The sequence below is a fragment of the Bradyrhizobium sp. Leo78 genome (assembly GCF_059512425.1).
The window spans coordinates 74631-92685 of sequence record NZ_JCAMOT010000013.1; the positions used below are offsets into that span (position 1 = coordinate 74631).

Sequence of the window (18055 nt, forward strand, 5' to 3'; positions counted from 1 at the left end):
CACGGTTTCGGTCAAACAAAATCGAGAAAGCTTAACCCAGATTAGGATCGCGCAGGAACGAAGCGTATCCTGGATGAAGATGAAGAAGATGATGATCCTGAGACATCGTCCGCGATGAGCCGCAGTCGCGTACTCGGAAGAACCAATCCGCGATCGGAGAGTTCATGGCGAAGAGCCTGATGCGGAAGCTGGCGCTGTCCGCCAGGTTCGACAAATGAGGAGCTGCCAATGACTGCAAGCCATACCAGGACGGCGGAAGGAAAAGCGCATACGACCACAGATCACGAGGTGATCCGGGACTGGGCGGAAGAGCGAGGTGGCCATCCGGCGACGGTCAAGGCGACCGAAGAGGACGGGCACGCCGGCATCTTGCGCATCGATTTCGCCCCTAAGGATGAGGGGCTCGACGAGATCAGCTGGGACGAGTTCTTCCGCAAGTTCGACGAGTCCGAACTGGCGTTCCTGTACCAGGACGAGACCAGCGACGGCAAGCCGAGCCGGTTTCATAAATTCGTGCGGCGCTCCTCCGCCGGATGAGTTCTGCATCCGCAGCGTCAATTGATCCGGCCGGTTCATTGCCCGCGGACGTGGCGCAAGGCAGCTGGATCGAGGCGATGCGGGCGGCCGATTTCAAACGTGCCTGGGCGATCAACGATCGCGACCTGGCGCGCTTCTGCCAGATCTGGCCCGAGAAGCATACGGGGCCGCGCCATCTGCAACGGATCTGGCGCGGCGAGCCGCTGTGCGGCAAGCGGGTGCTGGTTCGCTGCTACCACGGTCTCGGCGATACCATCCAGTTCGTTCGCTTCATGCCGGCGCTTCGCGCCATTGCGCGTGAAGTGACGCTCTGGTGCCAGCCCGAGCTGCTGGCACTGTTGGAGCGCATGGACGGCGTCGACCGCGCCATGCCGCTCAATGATGGAACACCCGATGCCGAGTTTGACGTCGACATCGAGATCATGGAAGTGCCCCATGCCATCAGGGCTGAATATGGCTCGATCGCGATGCGGAGGCCCTATCTGACGTCGGATGGCCGTGATAGCCGAGCGATATCCCGGACCGGCGACCGACTGGCGGTTGGCTTGGTCTGGGAAGTTGGCGAGTGGGACAAGCGGCGTGCGATCCCAGCCAACTTGCTACAGCGTCTCAATGGGAACGACGTGAATCTCTATTCGCTGCAGCAAGGTCCGGCGGCCGCGCAGGCCGCGGGCATCGGTGCAGTGGACATCAGTACACCGGATATCGGCATGCTTGGCCGAACGATCGAGCAATTGGACCTGGTCGTCTGCGTCGACACTATGATTGCTCACCTCGCGGGGGCGCTTGGCTGCGACGCCTGGGTGCTACTGCACCGCGATTGCGACTGGCGATGGCCTGCCTTCGGCAAAAAGACGTTCTGGTATCCGAGCCTGCGGTTGTTTCACCAGTCGGCTCCCGGAGAATGGTCCGGCGTCATCGAAGAGGTCGGGCTCGCGCTCGCCGATCTGGCGAGCGCGAAGGAACGAAACCGGCCGTACTTGGCCAATCCCCGAGTTTAGGTCATTAACGTGTCGGCCCCGAAGCGGTCCATGGCAACGGTCGGTGCCGACTGCTGCTCGATGCTGTCGTAGTCGCGTAGCCGTAGATAATCCGGATCGAAGCTGGCAAGACGAACGAGGCCGTTCCAGTCAGTGACCGTGATCGTCTTGGAATGCCATTGCAGGAGATTGCTTCGGCGCAATTCTTGAACGGTCCGGTTGGCATGAACGGCGGAAATGCCGCAGGCTGTGGCCAGATCCGATTGCGTGAAGGGCGAAGGAATTCGGAAGTCTTTTGCCAGACCGACCGCGCGGAGGCGGATTGTGATCTCGCAAAGCAGGTGCGCGACCCGCGTCAGTGCGTCACGGCTGCCCAGATTGACGATCCAGTTCCGCAAACAAGAAGCATCAGTGAGCAGCAGACGCAGCAGCGCCCGCGACAGCGACGATGATAGCGCAGATATCTCTCGAAAATACCTGTGAGACACGGATGCGACAACGGCCGGGCCAAGCGTGAGCAGCTCGCGATCGACCCGGCCATCATAGACGGTGTGAAGGTCAGGTACGTCACCGGGCACGTAGATCGACGTGATCTGGCCATCGGGGCTCTCGAGATCCCGCCAGCAAAGATAGCCTTGCAGAAGCAGATGGCAGTGGTCGGGCTGACAGTCCCTGTGGACCAGATGATGGCGGGGTCCAAGATGGCTAATGCTGCTCGGCATTCTCGCGAGCAAGTCGAGATCATCGGGTGACAGTTCGACAATGCTCGCAAGGCGGTCGACTAATTTCGAAAATGAAAATCCGGTTTGCATATGACTACCGCGTTCCGCACCGGCTCGTGGCTGACTGGATAACCTGTGATGCCCGAAGGTGAACAACGAGTCCGTTGCAAAGCGACTCGTGATGAAGATCAAAGTTCCTATTTTCCATCGAGACCAACGACATCGGACGCGCCGCGCCCTTCGCTGATCAGCCCAGGTGGCACATCTTCGCGCCTAAGGGGTATTTACATAGTTGAATGGACCTTGCCGCCTCGGCGAATGGTTTCGCTATAGGCAGGTCGAGCGCAGGCGCAATCGCGCAAAACAGATTACTTGCGCCGAACTGCCGAATGGCGGCGACCACACCAGCCGGAAATATATCGCCGAGCAGCTTATCCAGGCTGCGCGGCGGCAAGACGACGCTCGGAGCGCTAACGTACCGCAGACGAGGTCATGAAACAGGCAGCCCAGATGCCCGCCAGAAGCGGGACGAGCTGCTGAAAAGAGCCCGCCGGGCCGACACGCGGCCTACATCGATGAGTGGGCTTCGTCCCGGGACTCCAGCCGCCTCAACAGGGATTTAGAGCCACCTCCACTCCAAGCTCTGAAGAGCCTCCGCCGCGCCGCGGGGGCTTTTTTCTTCAGCAAAAGCTGTGGAATGCGGCTCGATCGCGGGATCAATGTTTCATCACCCAACAAATGATAATGCGTGGCTTAGCGGAGCAGGCCAGGTTGCTCGGTCTGGTCTTACCCAAGGCTAGGCACACGAGAGCGCCGTGTTGGGGCCTCAGCTCCCGAGCTGGGGCCTTTCGCGCCCGATTGTCGAGGTTGTCGATGCCGTCGCTCGCAAAGCCTCGCGCTCTCGCCTTTGCTTGTTCCCTCCAGGGTAGCGTTCCCGCTAGAATTGATTGACGGTTCGCAGCAGGAGCGGGATAGCTGGGAATGGCGAAGTCATCCAAACTTGTTGCGACCAGGCGCGGCCGCGTTCTCCTGGTCAGGCGTCGGTCCGATGGTTTGTGGATGTTTCCCGGTGGGCGTAAGCGGCCGCGCGAAACCGAAAGAGGATGCCTGCGCCGGGAGATCAAGGAGGAGCTTCCGGGTCTCAAGGTCGGCAGATTGCGGCTCTGGAAAGAACTGAAGGCCAAGAACAAGCGGTCTGGCCGGAGGATGAGCGACGCAATCTTTATTGCCAAGAACGCGAAAGGCAAGCTGACGATCGGCGACAAGAAGGAAATCGATCGAGTGGCGTGGCTCAAGCCGGGAGCCGCCCGCTTGACGCCGACCTCGCGCTATGTTCGCGACATACTTTTTCCGAAGTAGATCGAATAGTCGGGCGAGTTGCTCAATCCCATGGCATCTTTGGACCGATACCTGCGGCCAAATCCTTCCGGGCCCCATTCGGAACCTTCGGATTCCGACTCATGTTAAGATTGATGTGCAGTTCCCCGGAGCTCGCGATTGAAAGGACGATGATAAGTTAAAGACTCGCTTTCATAACCAGCGTTAGTCGGGGAGCGGCCGGGACCGCCGCCGCGGCAGCTGCGCTCAGGCACCGCCCAGAAGGTTTGGCGTGCACCCGGTTTGACATTCTTTTCGCTGGACAGATTGATGATGGCACCAGTAGCGACCGCGCTCCTCACGAAGTTGACAGCCTCCAACGTGTTGGATGGGGAGGACATCCAGGCGATTCAGAGATTGCCGATTCGCTTCCGTGAGCTTGATGCTCGTCAGATCATCGTCGCCGATGGCGAGCGCCCGGCAGAATGCTGCCTGCTCGCTGAAGGTTTTACGTTTCGCTCGAAAACGACTTTCGACGGGCTACGGCAGATCCTGTCATTGCATGTTCCCGGTGAGATTCCCGATCTCCAGAGCCTCCACCTCAAGGTCATGGACCATGATCTCGTAACGCTCACGCCTTGTGAGCTCGGCTTCATTCCGCATGATGCTTTGAGGCAATTGAACCGAGAGCGCCCGAACGTGGCATCGGCGCTTTGGCGGGAAACATTGATCGACGCGGCAATCTTCCGGGAATGGATCGTCAACGTCGGGCGCAGATCGGCGACTGCCAGAATGGCGCACTTCTTTATTGAGCTTTTCCGGCGCCTCGAGGCTGTGGGCCGGACCCGAGACGGAGGATTTGAGCTTCCGATTACGCAGGTAGAGCTGGCCGATTGCCTCGGCATCTCGACCGTGCATGTCAACCGGGTGCTTCAGGATCTGCGGAAAGAGGGGCTTCTCACTGTCAACCGGGCCAATTTCCATCTCCTAGAGCGGAAGAAACTGGAGCAGCTCGCTGGGTTCGACCCAACCTATCTGCATCAACACCCCGATCTTTAACTTGGATCAAGATCAGTCCTGCGCGCGGATACATGGATCTGAAAGATCGACCTGTCTTCGCGCTTGACTTCAACGGACCAGACGTTCGCGCCATCGAGATCCAAATTCACCTCGATATCCCGCACGGTCCTCAGCGCTTCTTGCCAAGCGGCATTGTCGTCCGGCAGCTCTTCGCCTGATGTGTCTTTGAATGGATGACCATTCGAAATATGAAAGAAGTAGTGCGGCATGACGAGAGCGTGAACGCGCATATGGACCTGCCGTTCCCTTTCTTCCGGTGAGCCGTACAGGTCCAGGCCTGAACTGCGACCATCGTGCAGCGCCGCCAAGGGGCGGCGGCCCTCGCACGTCAATCAGGCGACCGGCGGCCAGGTTTTCCCGAACCAGGAGATCGACGAAATCCATCGACAGGAGGTTCGCAACATCGGGCGCTTCGACGAAACCCGAAGTTCCGATTTACCCCTACATCCAATTTACCCCCTGCACGGGCTATCGCTTCGGTGCCGCCATAGTGGCAGATCGAGAGGCCAGGGAACGGCGAGGAAATCGGGCGCGTTAGTGCAGCCGGGAAGACAATCATGTAAGGGTTAGATGCGCGCGCGCATATGGTTTAGCGCAGGAATTGCGACCGCAGTGGTTCTCGCTGTTGGTGCCTGGTTGATCACCGCGCCACAGCGTTTCGCTTCCCCGAACCTTGCCCGTTTTCAGGATAAAGCTGGGGATGCCGTCCGCGGTAAGATGGTTTTTGCTGCAGGCGATTGCGCCTCGTGCCACGCATCCCCGGGTCAGGCTGATCGACTGCACCTGGGCGGAGGACTCGCTCTCGCCTCGCCCTATGGGACGTTTCGTGCGCCCAACATCTCAATGGATCCGGTGGACGGCATCGGCAATTGGCAAACGAAGGACTTGGCTAACGCGCTGCTCAACGGCGTTTCCCCGGGCGGAACGCACTATTATCCAGTATTTCCTTATGCCAGCTTTACGCATATGCATCCGCAAGATGTCGCGGACCTGATGGCGTATCTGCGGACGTTGCCGGCGGTCAAGGGGCGGCCACCTCCGCACGAGCTGGTCTCGCTGTTTGGCGTTCGCCGCTTCATCGGATTCTGGAAAATTCTTTATTTCAGGCCCGGTCCGCTCGCGCCTGATCCTGCTCGCGACGAGAAATGGAATCGGGGCCGATATCTGGTGGAAGCACTCGCACATTGTGCCGAGTGCCACTCCTCGCGCGACATGTTCGGCGGCATCAAGACAAAGACACGCTATGCCGGCGGTCAGGATCCGGAGGGAGCGGGTTATTACCCGAACATCACGCCAGAGGGCCTCGACCATTGGCCGGAACAGGATCTGATCGAGATGCTCCGAACCGGGAAAACGCCTGACCATGGCCGCGTCGGGTCGTCGATGGCCGATGTCGTCACCAACACAGCGATGTTGCCCGAGAACGATCGCGAGGCGATCGCGTTCTACATCAAATCGCTGCCGGCACGGCCGACGCCGACCCCATGATTCTATTCCTCATGTTACCGGGCGTAGAGATAGGCGGCGACATCGCGCGCCTCAGCCTCGGTGATTCCGGCGGCCGGCATCGCCGTGCGCGGCGAAAAGGCCTGCGGCGCCACGATCCACCGAACCAGGTTGTCGGGCGAGTTCGCCGCGACGCCGGCAATGTAAACACGGCCGCGCAGACCTGCGAGCGGCGTGCCGACTTGGCCGTCGGCGCCGGCAACACCCGGGATCGTGTGGCATCCCGTGCAGCCGTAACGGCGCATGATCTCCGGCGCGTGCGAAGGATCGCCACCGGTCATCGCACGGGCAACCCTCTCCGTCTGATGTTGGGAGTTCCACGCAAGCTGCGCCGCGATAGCTGCAGCGACGCAGATTGCTGTAAGTACGAGTACCCACACGCGAGGTCTAGGGAGCGACGACATCGGCTTGTCCTGCAGTCTTTCCCGCTCCCTTGATCCAGATCGCGATCAGCGCCAGCGCGGCGCCAGCGTAGATCGTGCCTGCCGGCACCCACATGATAATCCCGGCGAGTTGCTGATCCTCCAGCGGCGTCAGGCCCCAAGCCGCGGACGCGGCCGTCTGCTGCTGATAGAGCACGCGCGGTGCCAGCGCCATCAGCGCGCCGAGCAAGCTAGTGTGCAGCATGGTAACGAACACGTGCCAGGCCGCCGCGCCTGTCTCGCTGCGGCGAAATACTGACCACCAGAACAACACCGCCGTCACAAAGAAGCTGAGATGCTGTAGTCGATGCAGCAGCAGGTTGTCGACCGCGGCGTCGAACAGCACCGGGGCATGCCATGCCCAGATCGCAACGCCATGCAGCAAGGTGGCGTTGCGTCCAGCGCTCAGCCAGTTCCATGTCGTACGGGTGACTGGATGCCGCATCAGGCGACCCATATTCAGACGTGTCCGTCGCGGCAGCGACCACAACAATGTCCCAACCGGCCGGGCGATGGCAATCAGCGGTGCCGCCACGGCCATGATGATCTCGTGCTCCACCATGTGAAACGTGAAAAGACGTTCGCCGAGCCAGTGCAGCGGAGAAACCAGGGCGGCAGCAAGGGAAAGCCAGCCGACGAGGCAGGCGATATCGCGCCAGTTCCGGGCGCCGCCGTTCCATCCTCGCCGCTGCGACAGCGTAAGCGCACCAATGGCGTACATTCCGCCGAATGCGAGAAGAGGGACAATGATCCAACAGTCGAAGGTCCAGCTCGCGCCGTCGAGAGACTGCTCGACGCCATGGGCATCCGCCGGGGTTGCCAACAGCAATATGAGCAGGGAAGAGGCTATCTTTCGCATCCGGTCAGCACCGTCGAAGCAATGCCCTGCATAAGCAGGGCAAAAGTGAAGACAAGCGCGGCAAGGCTGCTGAGCACGCCGACAAAGGAAGCCGTCTCGTCGGATGCCGCAGTCTGCGCAGATGCTGGTCTCGCTGATCGCCATGAGGCAAGCCCCGCAAGGGCAGCGATCATGGAACCTATGAACGAGGCAATGGCGGACGCATGCAGTTGCGAGCGGCAGTCAGCATAGGGCAGGATTTGTCCGAGTTGCATGTTCACGGCCCAGACGAGCGGCGCGAGCCAGAGGCCGGCCCAGAGCAGAAGATGGGATACAATCCTTGACGTGCTCATAGCCGCGGGATCCAGTAGATGCAGCCGTAGATCGGAAGCCAGGTGGCGACGACAAAGTTCCAATACATCGCGTTGTCCTGGACGTCGCCGAACCGCCTTGCATTGTTGCCGTGGCGGGTGAACATCAACGCGGCGAGCACTAGCGTATCGACGAGATCGGTCACGATGTGGGTCGTGTGCAGGCCCAGCAGCGTCCAGACGATCGAGCCATAGGCGTTGGTGTCCCAGCTAATCCCAAGTGCGGGAAATTCGAAGATACGCACGATCAGCGGCGCAACGCCGAAGAGCGACATCACAACCATTCCGATCCTGATCTTGCGGAGGTCCTGTTGCTCCGCCAAGCGTGACATCAAGACGTTCGGGACGAGGCTTGCCAGCAGGATCAGCGTGACGAGCGTGCCCGGCAGCAGGTCGGGCTTCGGCGCATCGATCGGCCAGGTCGCAGCCAGGCTCATGAGATAGAGATAGACCGCGAGGACGAGCCCAAAGCCGGTGCCCTCGATCAGCATGAAGGCGAGCGTGCCCCACCAAGTGACACTGGCGCTGCCCATGCCGTGCAGGGGGAGCTTTGAGAGATCGAGTGTAACTCTCTCCTTCATGACTCGTCCTCCGGCGTGCCCTTCGGCCAGAACCAGCCGATGAGGGTGATCGCGATCGGGATCGAACCCCAGACCACCGCCCAAGGTGAGAAGATCGACCAGATCAGCATCACCGTCGTTGCGATCGCCGCCCACAATGGCCAGATCGAATTCCGCGGCGAAGCCTCACGCGCCTGCGGCTCGGCGGTGACCAGCGAGGTGACGACCAGTTCGCGCCGATCGGTGCGCAAGCCGCTCGCGACGGCAAGGATGTCGCTGCGATCCCAGAGCGGATGGGAGCTGCTCACGGCCGGTATGCGCGCAAAATTGTAGCTCGGCGGCGGCGAAGCCGTCGCCCATTCCAGCGTCGGCGCGTCCCACGGATTGTCGCGAGCTGCCGCCCCGGAGCGGGCGCTGCCAATGGCATTGAGAAAGAAAAGCAGGAAACCGGCGACCAGGATGATTGCGCTCAGGCTGGCAAACAGGTTCATGCCATGCCATGGCATGTCCGGCTGGTAGGTATAGATCCGGCGCGGCATGCCCTGCAGGCCAAGGATATGCATGGGAAAGAACGTGAGGTTGAATCCGATGAAGATCAGCCAGAACGACCATTTCCCGAGTGTCTCGCTCATCATCCGTCCCGTGATCTTGGGAAACCAATAGTGGACGGCGCCGAGCAGCGGGAAGACGGCGCCGCCGATCAGCACATAATGGAAATGCGCCACGACGAAATAAGTGTCGTGGACCTGGGTGTCGAAGGGCACGGAGGCCACCATCACGCCGGTCAGTCCGCCGATGACGAAGGTGACGATGAATCCGATGATGAACAGCAACGGCGTCGCGAACAGGGGCTTGCCATCCCACAATGTCCCGAGCCAGCAAAAGATCTGGATGCCGGCCGGGATCGCGATGGCCATGCTGGAAGCTGTGAAGAAGCTGTTGCCCAGCCTCGGCAATCCAGCGACGAACATGTGGTGTACCCATAGCCCGAACGACAGGATGCCGGTTGCGATCAGGGCCATCACCAACGCGAGATAACCGAATGCCGGACGACGGGCGAACGGCTCGATCATCGTGGAGACCATGCCGGCCGCCGGCAGGAAGATGATGTAAACCTCGGGGTGGCCGAAGAACCAGAACAGATGCTGCCACAACAGCACGTCACCGCCTTCAGCGGGATTGTAGAAGTGCGTGCCGACGAGCCGGTCGAGAATCAGGCTGGTGCTCGCGACCATGATCGCCGGCATCGCCATGATGACAAGGAACGCGGTTACCAGCATTGCCCAGACGAACACGGGAATGCGGTCGAGCGTCATGCCCGGCGCGCGCTGCTTGAAGATCGTCACGACGAGCTCGACGGCCACGGCTAGCGCCGAGAGCTCGGTGAACGTGATCATCTGTGCCCAGATGTCGGCACGCTTGCCGGCGCCGTATTGCGGGCCGGAGAGTGGCACATAGGCGAACCAGCCGACGTCGGGAGCCATGTCGAGCGCAAAGGAGAGCCAGAGCAGCGCACCTCCGGCGAGATAGATCCAGTAGGAGAACGCATTCAGCCGAGGAAAGGCGATGTTGCGCGTGCCGACCATCAGCGGCACCAGATACACCGCCATCGCTTCCATCACGGGCACAGCAAACAGGAACATCATGTTCGCACCGTGCATCGTGAAGATCTGGTTATAGCGGTCTGGCCCCATCAAGCGCGCTTCCGGCTGTGCGAGCTGGATCCGCATCAGCGCGGCGAGAATGCCCCCAAGCGCGAGAAACACGAAGGCCGTCAGGATGTAGCGTCGGCCGATGATCTTGTGGTCGACCGTTGCAAGCGCACCCCACAATCCGCAAGGCGTCTTCCAGGTTTCCGCGAGCTCGGCCTTCAGCTGGCTTCGCTCGAGATCGGTGTCGCGCGTATACGGTCCGCTTATGTTCGCCTTCATTTCAGGCTCGCCAGATAGGCCGACACCGCGCGCAGCTCCTCGGGCGTGAGCGGCACCGTGGGCATATTATTGCCTGGCTTGATCGTTTGCGGGTCGGCGATCCACGCCGCGAGCGATCCGCGTGTTGTCTCGAACAGGCCAGCAGCGATGTATTTACGGCCGCCGATATGGGTCAGGTCGGGACCGGTCGTGCCCGATGCCGCCGTGCCGCGAACCGTGTGGCAAGCTGCACATGGCTTCGCGAGAAACGCGTGCTGGCCTGCAGCGAGCTCTTCTTCGGATGGCTGGATGGCCGGCTGCCGCTGTGCGCTTGTCCACCTGTCGAATTCAGCCTCGCCTTCCGCAATGACCAGGAACGCCATGTGCGCATGCTGCATTCCGCAGAATTCCGCGCACTGCCCGCGATAGATGCCAGGGTTTTCGGCGCGAATGAGCAGCTCGTTGGCGCGGCCCGGGACAAGGTCCTGCTTGCCGGCTAGGCTAGGCACCCAGAAGGAGTGGATGACGTCGAGCCCCTCGAGCCGGAGACGTACGTTGCGACCGACGGGAATGTGAATCTCATTGGCGGTTTCGAACCGTTCCTCCGGGCTCGCGCCAAAATATTCGACGCTCCACCACCACTGCAGGCCGCGCACCTTGATCGTCAACTCGTCGTTGGCGGTAACGCCCAGCGCGCGCGTCGCAAAGAAACTCATGACGGTGAATCCGCTGATGACGACGGTCGTGGCCGCGACCGCGGCGACGATGGTGATTGTCATGCGCCGCTGCGTCGAAGGCTGCGGTGCGATCGGCAACGGACGTTCCGGGCGATTGCGCGACAAGGTGATGATCAGCACGATCATCACCAGCATCCAGACCACGGAGCACACCGCTACGACCAAGATGATCAATTGCTTCAGGCTCATCGCTGGTGCGCCATGCGCATCCAGCGCCGACTGCCAGCCACTGCAGCCGGCCAGCAGGAGCGCAGGTGTAACGACGCATACAAGCCCGGTCGCGTGTCGTATCACGGCGTCGGCCCTTGATCCGGATGGAGCGGCGTCGGTCCCGGGTCGAACAGGATTTTCGCCGGCGCGCGGTTTTCCGCAGGCCGCGTGTGCTTTTCGTCGTTGCGGGAAGGGGCGGCGGTCTTGCCGGAATAGGAGCCGATCGTCTGCACATAACCCGCTAGCTGCCAGATCTGATCGGTTGTCATCTTGTCCCGATAGGCTGGCATGCCGTGTGGCCGGCCATCCCTGATCGATGCGAAAATCGAGACCATCTCGGGGCCGTAGTACCACCAGCCATCGAGGAAGCTGGGGCCGATACCGCCTTCGCCACTGCCGTGGCAGGCCTTGCAGCCGAACCATGAGTACAGTCGCTTGCCCTGGCTCAGATTGTAGGCATTGGCCTCGTACGGCTTCTCCAGCGCAAAATACACGTCGGGCGGCGCGCCGCTGATGCGGTTCGGCATCAGCGCGATCTTGTCGAGCGCCTCCGCCACCGGTGGATCGAGCCGCAGTTGTCGTTCCTCCCGTTGGCATCCCGCCACAACAATCGCGAGACCGATAATGAGATTGGCCATGCGCATGCTTCGATCTGCCGGGAGCACAAGAGACGTCGGACTCGTAATCGATGGCCTGGAGCAAAGTTCCTCGAATAGTTGCGCGAAATGGCAAGGCCCATGAAGAGCTTAGGAACGAACGTCGCGGATGGAGCTTGAATGGGAGAATTAGCGAGACAAGCCTTTCGCCAAGGACCTACCATGAGCACCAAACGCAAGCTGAGCGCAGACCTCGAAGTCGAACCGTATGAGCGCCCATCCGGTGGATGGGGGTCGGTAGGGTCCCTTGCACGGAGTCTCGCGCGCGATCACGTGCCGTTCACGGGCCCGCGCGTTCTGCTCCGCCAGAACAAACCCGACGGCTTCATGTGTGTCAGTTGTGCCTGGGCGAAGCCGGCCGATCCGCGCGTGTTCGAGTTCTGCGAGAACGGCGCCAAGGCGACCACGTGGGAGATCACGCACAAACGCGTGACACCGGAATTCTTCGCCGACAAGCCGCTCGCTGAGCTCGAGGCCTGGGACGATCACCACCTCGAGGCTGCCGGCCGCTTGACCCACCCGATGCGCTGGGATGCTGCGCGCGACAAATATGTGCCGGTCGGCTGGGAGGAGGCGTTCCGCGAGATTGGCCGCGAACTGAAGGCGCTGCAGCCCGATAGCGTGGTGTTCTACACCTCCGGCCGAGCCTCACTGGAGGCGTCCTTCATGTACGGGCTGTTCGCGCGTGCCTACGGCACCAACAACCTGCCCGATAGTTCCAACATGTGTCACGAGACGACGTCGGTGGCATTGCCGGAGAGCATTGGTGTACCGGTCGGCACCTGTACGCTTGACGACTTCAGCAAGACCGACTGCATTTTCTTCTTCGGACAGAATGTCGGCACCTCCAGCCCGCGGATGCTGCACGAGCTGCAGGAGGCGTCGCGTCGTGGCGTGCCGATCGTGACGTTCAATCCGCTGCGAGAACGGGGTCTGGAGGAGTTCGTCAACCCTCAGGCGCCCGGCGAAATGCTGATGGGATCGCCAACCCGCATCACCTCGCAATATCATCAAGTCAAGACCGGCGGCGACACAGCGGCAATCATCGGCATTGCCAAGGTGCTGCTGGCGCTCGACGAGAAGGCCGGCCCTTCCGATCCGGTCATTGATTGGAATTTCATCCGCGAGCATACGCATGGCTGGGACGAATTCGCCGCCGCCGTGAAGGATTGCGAGTGGGTAGAGATCGAGCGCCGCTCTGGCTTGACACGCAATGCACTGGAAGCTGCCGCCACAGTCTACGTGCATGCCAAATCAGTGATGTTCATCTACGGCATGGGCCTGACCCAGCACGAACGGGGCGTTGAAACTGTCCAGACCATGGTCAACCTCGCGCTGATGCGCGGCAATATCGGACGTCCTGGCGCCGGCATCTGCCCGGTACGCGGGCATTCCAACGTCCAGGGGCAGCGCACCGTCGGGATCACCGAGAAGCCGGACATGGTGCCGAAGGACAAGATCAGGGAATTGTTCGGCATCAATGTGCCCGCACAGAAAGGTGCGACGACAGTCGAAGCTTGCGAGAAGATCATCGATGGTTCTGTGCGCGCTGTGGTGCTGCTCGGCGGCAACCTGGTTCGTTCCGTTCCCGACCACCGACGGGTCGAGCCTGCCTGGCGCAGGCTGCGCCTGACGGTGAGCATCCTGACCAAGCTCAACCGCACGGCGCTGGTGCATGGCGAGATATCCTACATCCTGCCATGCCTCGGCCGCATCGAGATCGACGAGCAGGAGAGTGGGCGGCAGGCGGTCTCGATGGAGGATTCCACCGGCTGCATGCATGGCTCCTGGGGGCAGGTGAGGCCGGCGAGCTCCGACTTGCTGTCCGAGCCAAGAATCATCGCCGAATTGGCGAAGGCTGCGGCACCCACACGCTCGACCATTCCATGGGATGCATGGGTGGCGGACTATAGCGGGATCCGCGATGCGATCGCGGCGACCTATCCCGACATCTTCCACGATTTCAACGCGCGGCTCTGGAAACCCGGCGGCTTCCATCGCCCGCTCGGCGCTCGCGAGCGCCGATGGAACACGAAGACCGGCAAGGCGAACTTCATCACGCCGGATTCGCTTGCAACCGATATCGACATGCGGCCTGAGGATCGCGACATCGTCCAGCTCATCACGCTGCGCAGCAACGGCCAGTTCAACACCACCATCTATAACTACGACGACCGCTTCCGCGGTATCCACGGGTCGCGCTATGTCGTGCTGATGCATCCCAACGACATCGATCGCTTTGCGTTGAAGGAGGGAAGCGTTGTCACGCTCGCCACGGCCGCGAACGACGGCGTCAAGCGGGAGGTCGGCGGGCTTCGGGTTGTCGCCTACAACATCCCGGAAGGGTGTATTGCGGGCTACTATCCCGAATGCAATCCGCTATTGCCGCTTTGGCATCACGAGAAGAAGGCCAAGACGCCGGCGGCGAAGTCGATTCCAGTGCGGGTCAGGGCCGATGTGCGTGCGGCGTGAGGAGGGTGATCATGTCCGACAAAGAGGAGCAGAAGCGCATCCAGGAGAAGCAGGGCGGCCACCATATGCCGCCAAGGCCCGATGACGGCCCGCCGCTCGACGATACCGACCGCAACACTGACAAGGTCGTCAAGCCGTCGCGCCGCAAGCCGGAGCCTTACGCTAGAGCGTTTTCGAGCGAAGTGGACACCGGTTCGCGTGAAGAAAACGCGTCAAAACAAGAATCTAGAGCTTCGGTTCTGATTCAATCAGAACAGAAAATGCTCTAGTTCACGTTGTCGGCGAACATGTTTCGAAACGCCGCAGTGACGGCCGCGATGCCGGCTGCGCCGTGCATCAGCGCGATCTCGCCTTGCTGCTCGTGGCGGATCGCATGCGCCATGATGCGCAGGCGCGGGTCGCCGTCGCTGCGCCATTGCTGATCGGCCATCTTCACCGCGCCCTTGTGATGCAGGGTCATCATTTCAACGAACAGTGCATCGAACTGGTCCGGTGAAGCGGCGCTGACCTGCTGCATCTGCACGGAGGTGAGGTAGCCCGGCATGTCGGAGCGCTCCTCGGCCGAGCAGCCCGGCATGGCCGTGTCGAACCAGCTTTGCCACCAATTGTCGAAAATCCTGTTCTCGCCGGTTTGGCTCGCGACCATCAGCATGGCAAGCGACCGCAGATGTGGGTCCTGGGCGCGCTTGATGCCCAAGCGGGCCAGCTCGATGCCCTGTGCGTGATGGGCGGTCATGTGGCGGATGTAGGTTTGATCCGACACCTTGTCGCGGCCGATCCAAGGCAGCTCGCGGCCGAGGCTGGACAATAGCGTTATGCCGGCGAGCACGATGACGATCGCCAGTGATCCGCTCAGCCATACTTTGCCGAACCGAGCGTCGCTCTCGGGGGCTTCGCCCGGCGGCCAGCGCAGCCAAGCAAACAGCGGATACATGAAGGCGGAAGCGCCATGAACGAGCCAAGTTCGGCCGCCGCGAGCCAGTGCGATTTCGTTCTGCGTGCCATTCGCGTCCGGGTGTTGCCGCAAGGCGTCACGCCCATTTCATCTACGACGCTCCGACGGCTGCCCGGCCAAGGAGGTTCTTCGCGGAACTTCGTGCGGCCTCTAACCCCTTCGGGAAGCCACTCCGGTCGGCATAGAGGCGCCGTCCCCCGCCACGCCTCGGCGAGCGCGCCACCGTCTGCTGAACAGCCTTGTAATCGAGGAAGGCGATCCCTCCGACCATCAGGAGCGCGAGCGCGACATTGTGCTTCTTCGGGTTGTCATATCTGAACCCGGACAGCAGTGTAGCGGCGTCCAACCCGTCGCCGGCAACGCGGCTCCACATGCCGGCACGCTTGTCCACGGAAAGCGACATGACGCCGCTGAACAGCTCGCGGAAGCCGTAGGCGCGGACGAGGCCTTCGCTTCCCCGCATCCCCAATGCGCGCGTGATCCGCCGCGACGCGAGCACTTCCATCGCACCAAGACCGATGCTGAACCAGCCAAGCCTTCGCGCGAGGCGGTCGGCCGGCTCGATCGAGCTCGGGCCGCTGCGCACGATCTTCGGGTCACCCTTGGATCGCATGATGTTGGCAACGTAATACATGTTCTCGCCTCGCTATATTCAGGGCTTCAGCACGACCTTGACGCAGCTGTCCCGCTTGTCGCGGAATACCTTGTACATCTCGGGCCCTTGCGCCAAATCGACGGTGTGGGTGATCACGAAGGACGGATCGACCTGACCTTCCTCGATCCGCCGCAGCAGGTCGTCGGTCCAGCGGTTGACGTGAGTCTGGCCGGACCGGACCGTCAGTCCCTTGTTCATCAGGGCGCCCATCGGCACGTGGTCGGAAAGACCGCTGTAGACGCCCGGAATCGAAATCACCCCGCAGGGCCGGCAGACATAGATCATCTCGCGCAGCACGTGCGGGCGGTCGCTCTCCAGCATCAGCATCTGCTTGGCGCGGTCGAGCAGCGTATCCGGCTGCGAGGCCATCACATGCGCTTCCATGCCGGTCGCGTCGATGCATTTCTCCGGACCTTTGCCGTCGGTGAGTTCGTTGAGGCGCTCGGCCACGCTTTCGGATTCGAAATTGATGGTGGTCGCGCCGCCTGCTTCCGCCATGCTCAGCCGCTCGGGGACGCAATCGATTGCGATCACCTGGTTCGCGCCGAGTAGAAGCGCGCTGCGGATCGCCATCTGACCGACCGGGCCGCATCCCCAGATCGCCACCGTATCGGTAGGTTCGATGTCGCACTGCGCGGCGGCCTGCCAGCCGGTGGGGAAGATATCGCCCAGAAAAAGTGCCTGCTCGTCGGAAACGGCGTCGGGGATCTTGATGTGCGTGGTGTCGGCGAAGGGAACGCGCAGATACTCGGCCTGGCCGCCGGGATAGCCGCCGGTCAGATGAGTGTAGCCGAACAGGCCGGCAGTCGTGTGACCGAATACCTTGTTGGCCAGATGCCGCTTGCGGTTGGTGGTCTCGCATACCGAGAAATTGCCGCGTCTGCACTGCTCGCACTGTCCGCAAACGATAGTGAAGGGCACCACGATCCGGTCGCCCTTCTTCAGCTTTCCATCCATGCCGTGGCCGACCTCCACGACTTCGCCCATCATTTCGTGTCCCATGATGTCGCCCGGCAGCATGCCCGGGATGAAGTTGTGAAACAGGTGAAGATCGGAGCCGCAGATCGCGCAGCTCGTGACCTTGACGATGGCATCGCGCGGATCCTCGATCTCGGGATCGGTGACGGTGTCGCAACGAATATCTTCCTTGCCGTGCCAGACCAGCGCTCTCATGCCTTGCCTCCGGTATCCGAACGAAATGCCAAAGTCGGATCACCGACGATGGTTGCTAGCTGCCTTTCAGTTTTTTGCTGAGCCGGCTGAGCGCACTGCGGAGGTAATAGGAACGGCGGTTCGCGATGGTGGTTGATTGGCAAACGCACAAGTTGAGGAAGTTCGCATGTCTCAGGGACAATTTGCCGTCGTCACCGGCGCTTCCACCGGCATCGGTCTGGAACTTGCCAGGTGCTGCGCCCGCGCAGGCTTCGATCTCCTGATCGCGGCTGACGAGCCCGCGATCGAGACCGCGGCCGAAGAGCTTCGCGGCCATGGTGGAAAGGTGGATGCGGTCGACGCCGATCTGTCGACCACAGAGGGCGTCGACCGGCTCTATGCAGCGACCAAGGGGCGTCGGGTCGATGCCTTGCTTGCGAATGCCGGCGTCGGGCTCGGCCATGCGTTCCTCGATCAGGATTTCAACCGGGTCAGACGGGTGATCGATACTAACATCACCGGGACCGTCTATCTCATCCACCGCGTTGGCAATGATATGCGCCGCAGCAACGCTGGATGCATCCTGATCACCGGCTCGATCGCGGGTTTCATGCCGGGCAGTTTCCAGGCGGTGTACAATGGCAGTAAGGCATTTCTGGATTCATTCTCATTTGCGCTGCGCGAGGAGCTGCGCGGCACCGGCGTCACCGTGACCTGCCTGATGCCGGGTGCGACCGAAACCGAGTTCTTCCGCCGCGCCGATATGATGGATACCAGCGTCGGCACAGCCAAGAAGGACGATGCGGCTGGAGTCGCGAAGGCCGGCTTCGAGGCGATGATGAGCGGCAAGGGCGACATCGTCACAGGCATCAAGAACAAGATCCAATCGGCCGTTGCCAACGTGCTGCCCGCTGGCGTGCTGGCGCGGCAACATCGCAAGATGGCCGAGCCGGGCACGGCGAAATCGTAGCGACG

The 18055-nt window shown here is 61.5% G+C and carries 19 protein-coding genes; 8 read left to right on the plus strand and 11 right to left on the minus strand.

The genetic code is table 11. From position 1 onward, the window contains the following. Positions 1–228: 228 nt before the first annotated feature. Positions 229–537: a hypothetical protein gene (locus AC5ZG1_RS18575; RefSeq protein ID WP_130222668.1), complete on the plus strand. Its 309-nt coding sequence runs from the start codon at positions 229–231 to the stop codon at positions 535–537. Between the two features lie 77 nt (positions 538–614). After that, positions 615–1538 carry a glycosyltransferase family protein gene (locus AC5ZG1_RS18580; protein WP_496133697.1) on the plus strand — a complete coding sequence of 308 codons (924 nt, stop codon included), beginning with the start codon at positions 615–617 and terminating at the stop codon, positions 1536–1538. On the opposite strand, the gene AC5ZG1_RS18585 is transcribed toward AC5ZG1_RS18580, so the two are convergent. Further along, positions 1535–2431 (minus strand): Crp/Fnr family transcriptional regulator, encoded by an 897-nt coding sequence (locus tag AC5ZG1_RS18585; protein ID WP_496133698.1) that lies wholly within the window; start codon positions 2429–2431, stop codon positions 1535–1537. The two genes, AC5ZG1_RS18580 and AC5ZG1_RS18585, sit on opposite strands and share 4 nt — an antisense overlap. A 789-nt stretch (positions 2432–3220) precedes the next feature. Between AC5ZG1_RS18585 and AC5ZG1_RS18590 the strand changes: the two genes are divergently transcribed. Together AC5ZG1_RS18590 and AC5ZG1_RS18595 are read left to right on the plus strand one after the other, a co-directional pair. Then, positions 3221–3598 carry an NUDIX hydrolase gene (locus tag AC5ZG1_RS18590; RefSeq protein WP_130222670.1) on the plus strand — a complete coding sequence of 126 codons (378 nt, stop codon included), beginning with the start codon at positions 3221–3223 and terminating at the stop codon, positions 3596–3598. Between the two features lie 288 nt (positions 3599–3886). Then, complete coding sequence (locus AC5ZG1_RS18595) at positions 3887–4615, plus strand: Crp/Fnr family transcriptional regulator (protein ID WP_130222671.1); 729 nt, start codon at positions 3887–3889, stop codon at positions 4613–4615. Here the strand turns inward: AC5ZG1_RS18595 and AC5ZG1_RS18600 are convergent. Beyond that, entirely contained in the window at positions 4612–4944 is a 333-nt protein-coding gene (locus tag AC5ZG1_RS18600; RefSeq protein WP_456641233.1) for a DUF6894 family protein, read from the minus strand. The two genes, AC5ZG1_RS18595 and AC5ZG1_RS18600, sit on opposite strands and share 4 nt — an antisense overlap. A 262-nt stretch (positions 4945–5206) precedes the next feature. On the opposite strand from AC5ZG1_RS18600, the gene AC5ZG1_RS18605 reads away from it, so the two are divergent. Next, a complete protein-coding gene (locus AC5ZG1_RS18605) occupies positions 5207–6124 on the plus strand; it encodes a c-type cytochrome (protein WP_496133699.1) in 918 nt (305 codons plus the stop codon). Positions 6125–6138: 14 nt separating this feature from the next. Here AC5ZG1_RS18605 and AC5ZG1_RS18610 read toward each other — a convergent pair whose 3' ends face one another. The 6 genes from AC5ZG1_RS18610 to AC5ZG1_RS18635 form a co-directional block, all read right to left on the minus strand. Beyond that, positions 6139–6546: a c-type cytochrome gene (locus AC5ZG1_RS18610; RefSeq protein ID WP_496133700.1), complete on the minus strand. Its 408-nt coding sequence runs from the start codon at positions 6544–6546 to the stop codon at positions 6139–6141. Next, on the minus strand, positions 6530–7423 hold the full coding sequence (locus AC5ZG1_RS18615; protein WP_130222818.1) for a cytochrome c oxidase assembly protein: 894 nt from the start codon (positions 7421–7423) through the stop codon (positions 6530–6532). Before AC5ZG1_RS18615 ends, AC5ZG1_RS18610 begins: the two co-directional genes overlap by 17 nt. A 328-nt stretch (positions 7424–7751) precedes the next feature. Further along, positions 7752–8354 (minus strand): cytochrome c oxidase subunit 3, encoded by a 603-nt coding sequence (locus AC5ZG1_RS18620; protein WP_456641230.1) that lies wholly within the window; start codon positions 8352–8354, stop codon positions 7752–7754. Further along, complete coding sequence (gene ctaD, locus AC5ZG1_RS18625) at positions 8351–10264, minus strand: cytochrome c oxidase subunit I (RefSeq protein WP_496133701.1); 1914 nt, start codon at positions 10262–10264, stop codon at positions 8351–8353. Before ctaD ends, AC5ZG1_RS18620 begins: the two co-directional genes overlap by 4 nt. Beyond that, entirely contained in the window at positions 10261–11274 is a 1014-nt protein-coding gene (gene coxB / locus AC5ZG1_RS18630; protein WP_496133702.1) for a cytochrome c oxidase subunit II, read from the minus strand. The genes ctaD and coxB overlap by 4 nt, the downstream gene beginning before the upstream one ends. Further along, positions 11271–11834 (minus strand): c-type cytochrome, encoded by a 564-nt coding sequence (locus AC5ZG1_RS18635; protein ID WP_496133703.1) that lies wholly within the window; start codon positions 11832–11834, stop codon positions 11271–11273. The genes coxB and AC5ZG1_RS18635 overlap by 4 nt, the downstream gene beginning before the upstream one ends. A gap of 174 nt (positions 11835–12008) precedes the next feature. Between AC5ZG1_RS18635 and AC5ZG1_RS18640 the strand changes: the two genes are divergently transcribed. Then, positions 12009–14318, plus strand: a complete 2310-nt coding sequence (locus AC5ZG1_RS18640) for an FdhF/YdeP family oxidoreductase (RefSeq protein WP_496133704.1) — start codon at positions 12009–12011, stop codon at positions 14316–14318. An 11-nt stretch (positions 14319–14329) separates the two neighbouring features. Continuing rightward, positions 14330–14587, plus strand: a complete 258-nt coding sequence (locus AC5ZG1_RS18645; RefSeq protein WP_463327207.1) for a hypothetical protein — start codon at positions 14330–14332, stop codon at positions 14585–14587. Here AC5ZG1_RS18645 and AC5ZG1_RS18650 read toward each other — a convergent pair. Genes AC5ZG1_RS18650 through AC5ZG1_RS18660 form a run of 3 tightly spaced genes read right to left on the minus strand, consistent with a single transcriptional unit; the run spans position 14584 to position 17101 of the window. Further along, the gene (locus tag AC5ZG1_RS18650) at positions 14584–15345 is read right to left on the minus strand and encodes a DUF305 domain-containing protein (RefSeq protein WP_496133705.1); all 762 of its coding nucleotides are present in this window, start codon (positions 15343–15345) and stop codon (positions 14584–14586) included. The two genes, AC5ZG1_RS18645 and AC5ZG1_RS18650, sit on opposite strands and share 4 nt — an antisense overlap. A 19-nt stretch (positions 15346–15364) precedes the next feature. Beyond that, positions 15365–15907 carry a hypothetical protein gene (locus AC5ZG1_RS18655; protein ID WP_028161943.1) on the minus strand — a complete coding sequence of 181 codons (543 nt, stop codon included), beginning with the start codon at positions 15905–15907 and terminating at the stop codon, positions 15365–15367. Between the two features lie 18 nt (positions 15908–15925). Further along, complete coding sequence (locus AC5ZG1_RS18660) at positions 15926–17101, minus strand: zinc-dependent alcohol dehydrogenase (RefSeq protein WP_496133706.1); 1176 nt, start codon at positions 17099–17101, stop codon at positions 15926–15928. A 166-nt stretch (positions 17102–17267) separates the two neighbouring features. On the opposite strand from AC5ZG1_RS18660, the gene AC5ZG1_RS18665 reads away from it, so the two are divergent. Further along, entirely contained in the window at positions 17268–18050 is a 783-nt protein-coding gene (locus AC5ZG1_RS18665) for an SDR family NAD(P)-dependent oxidoreductase (protein WP_456641222.1), read from the plus strand. Positions 18051–18055 lie beyond the last annotated feature (5 nt).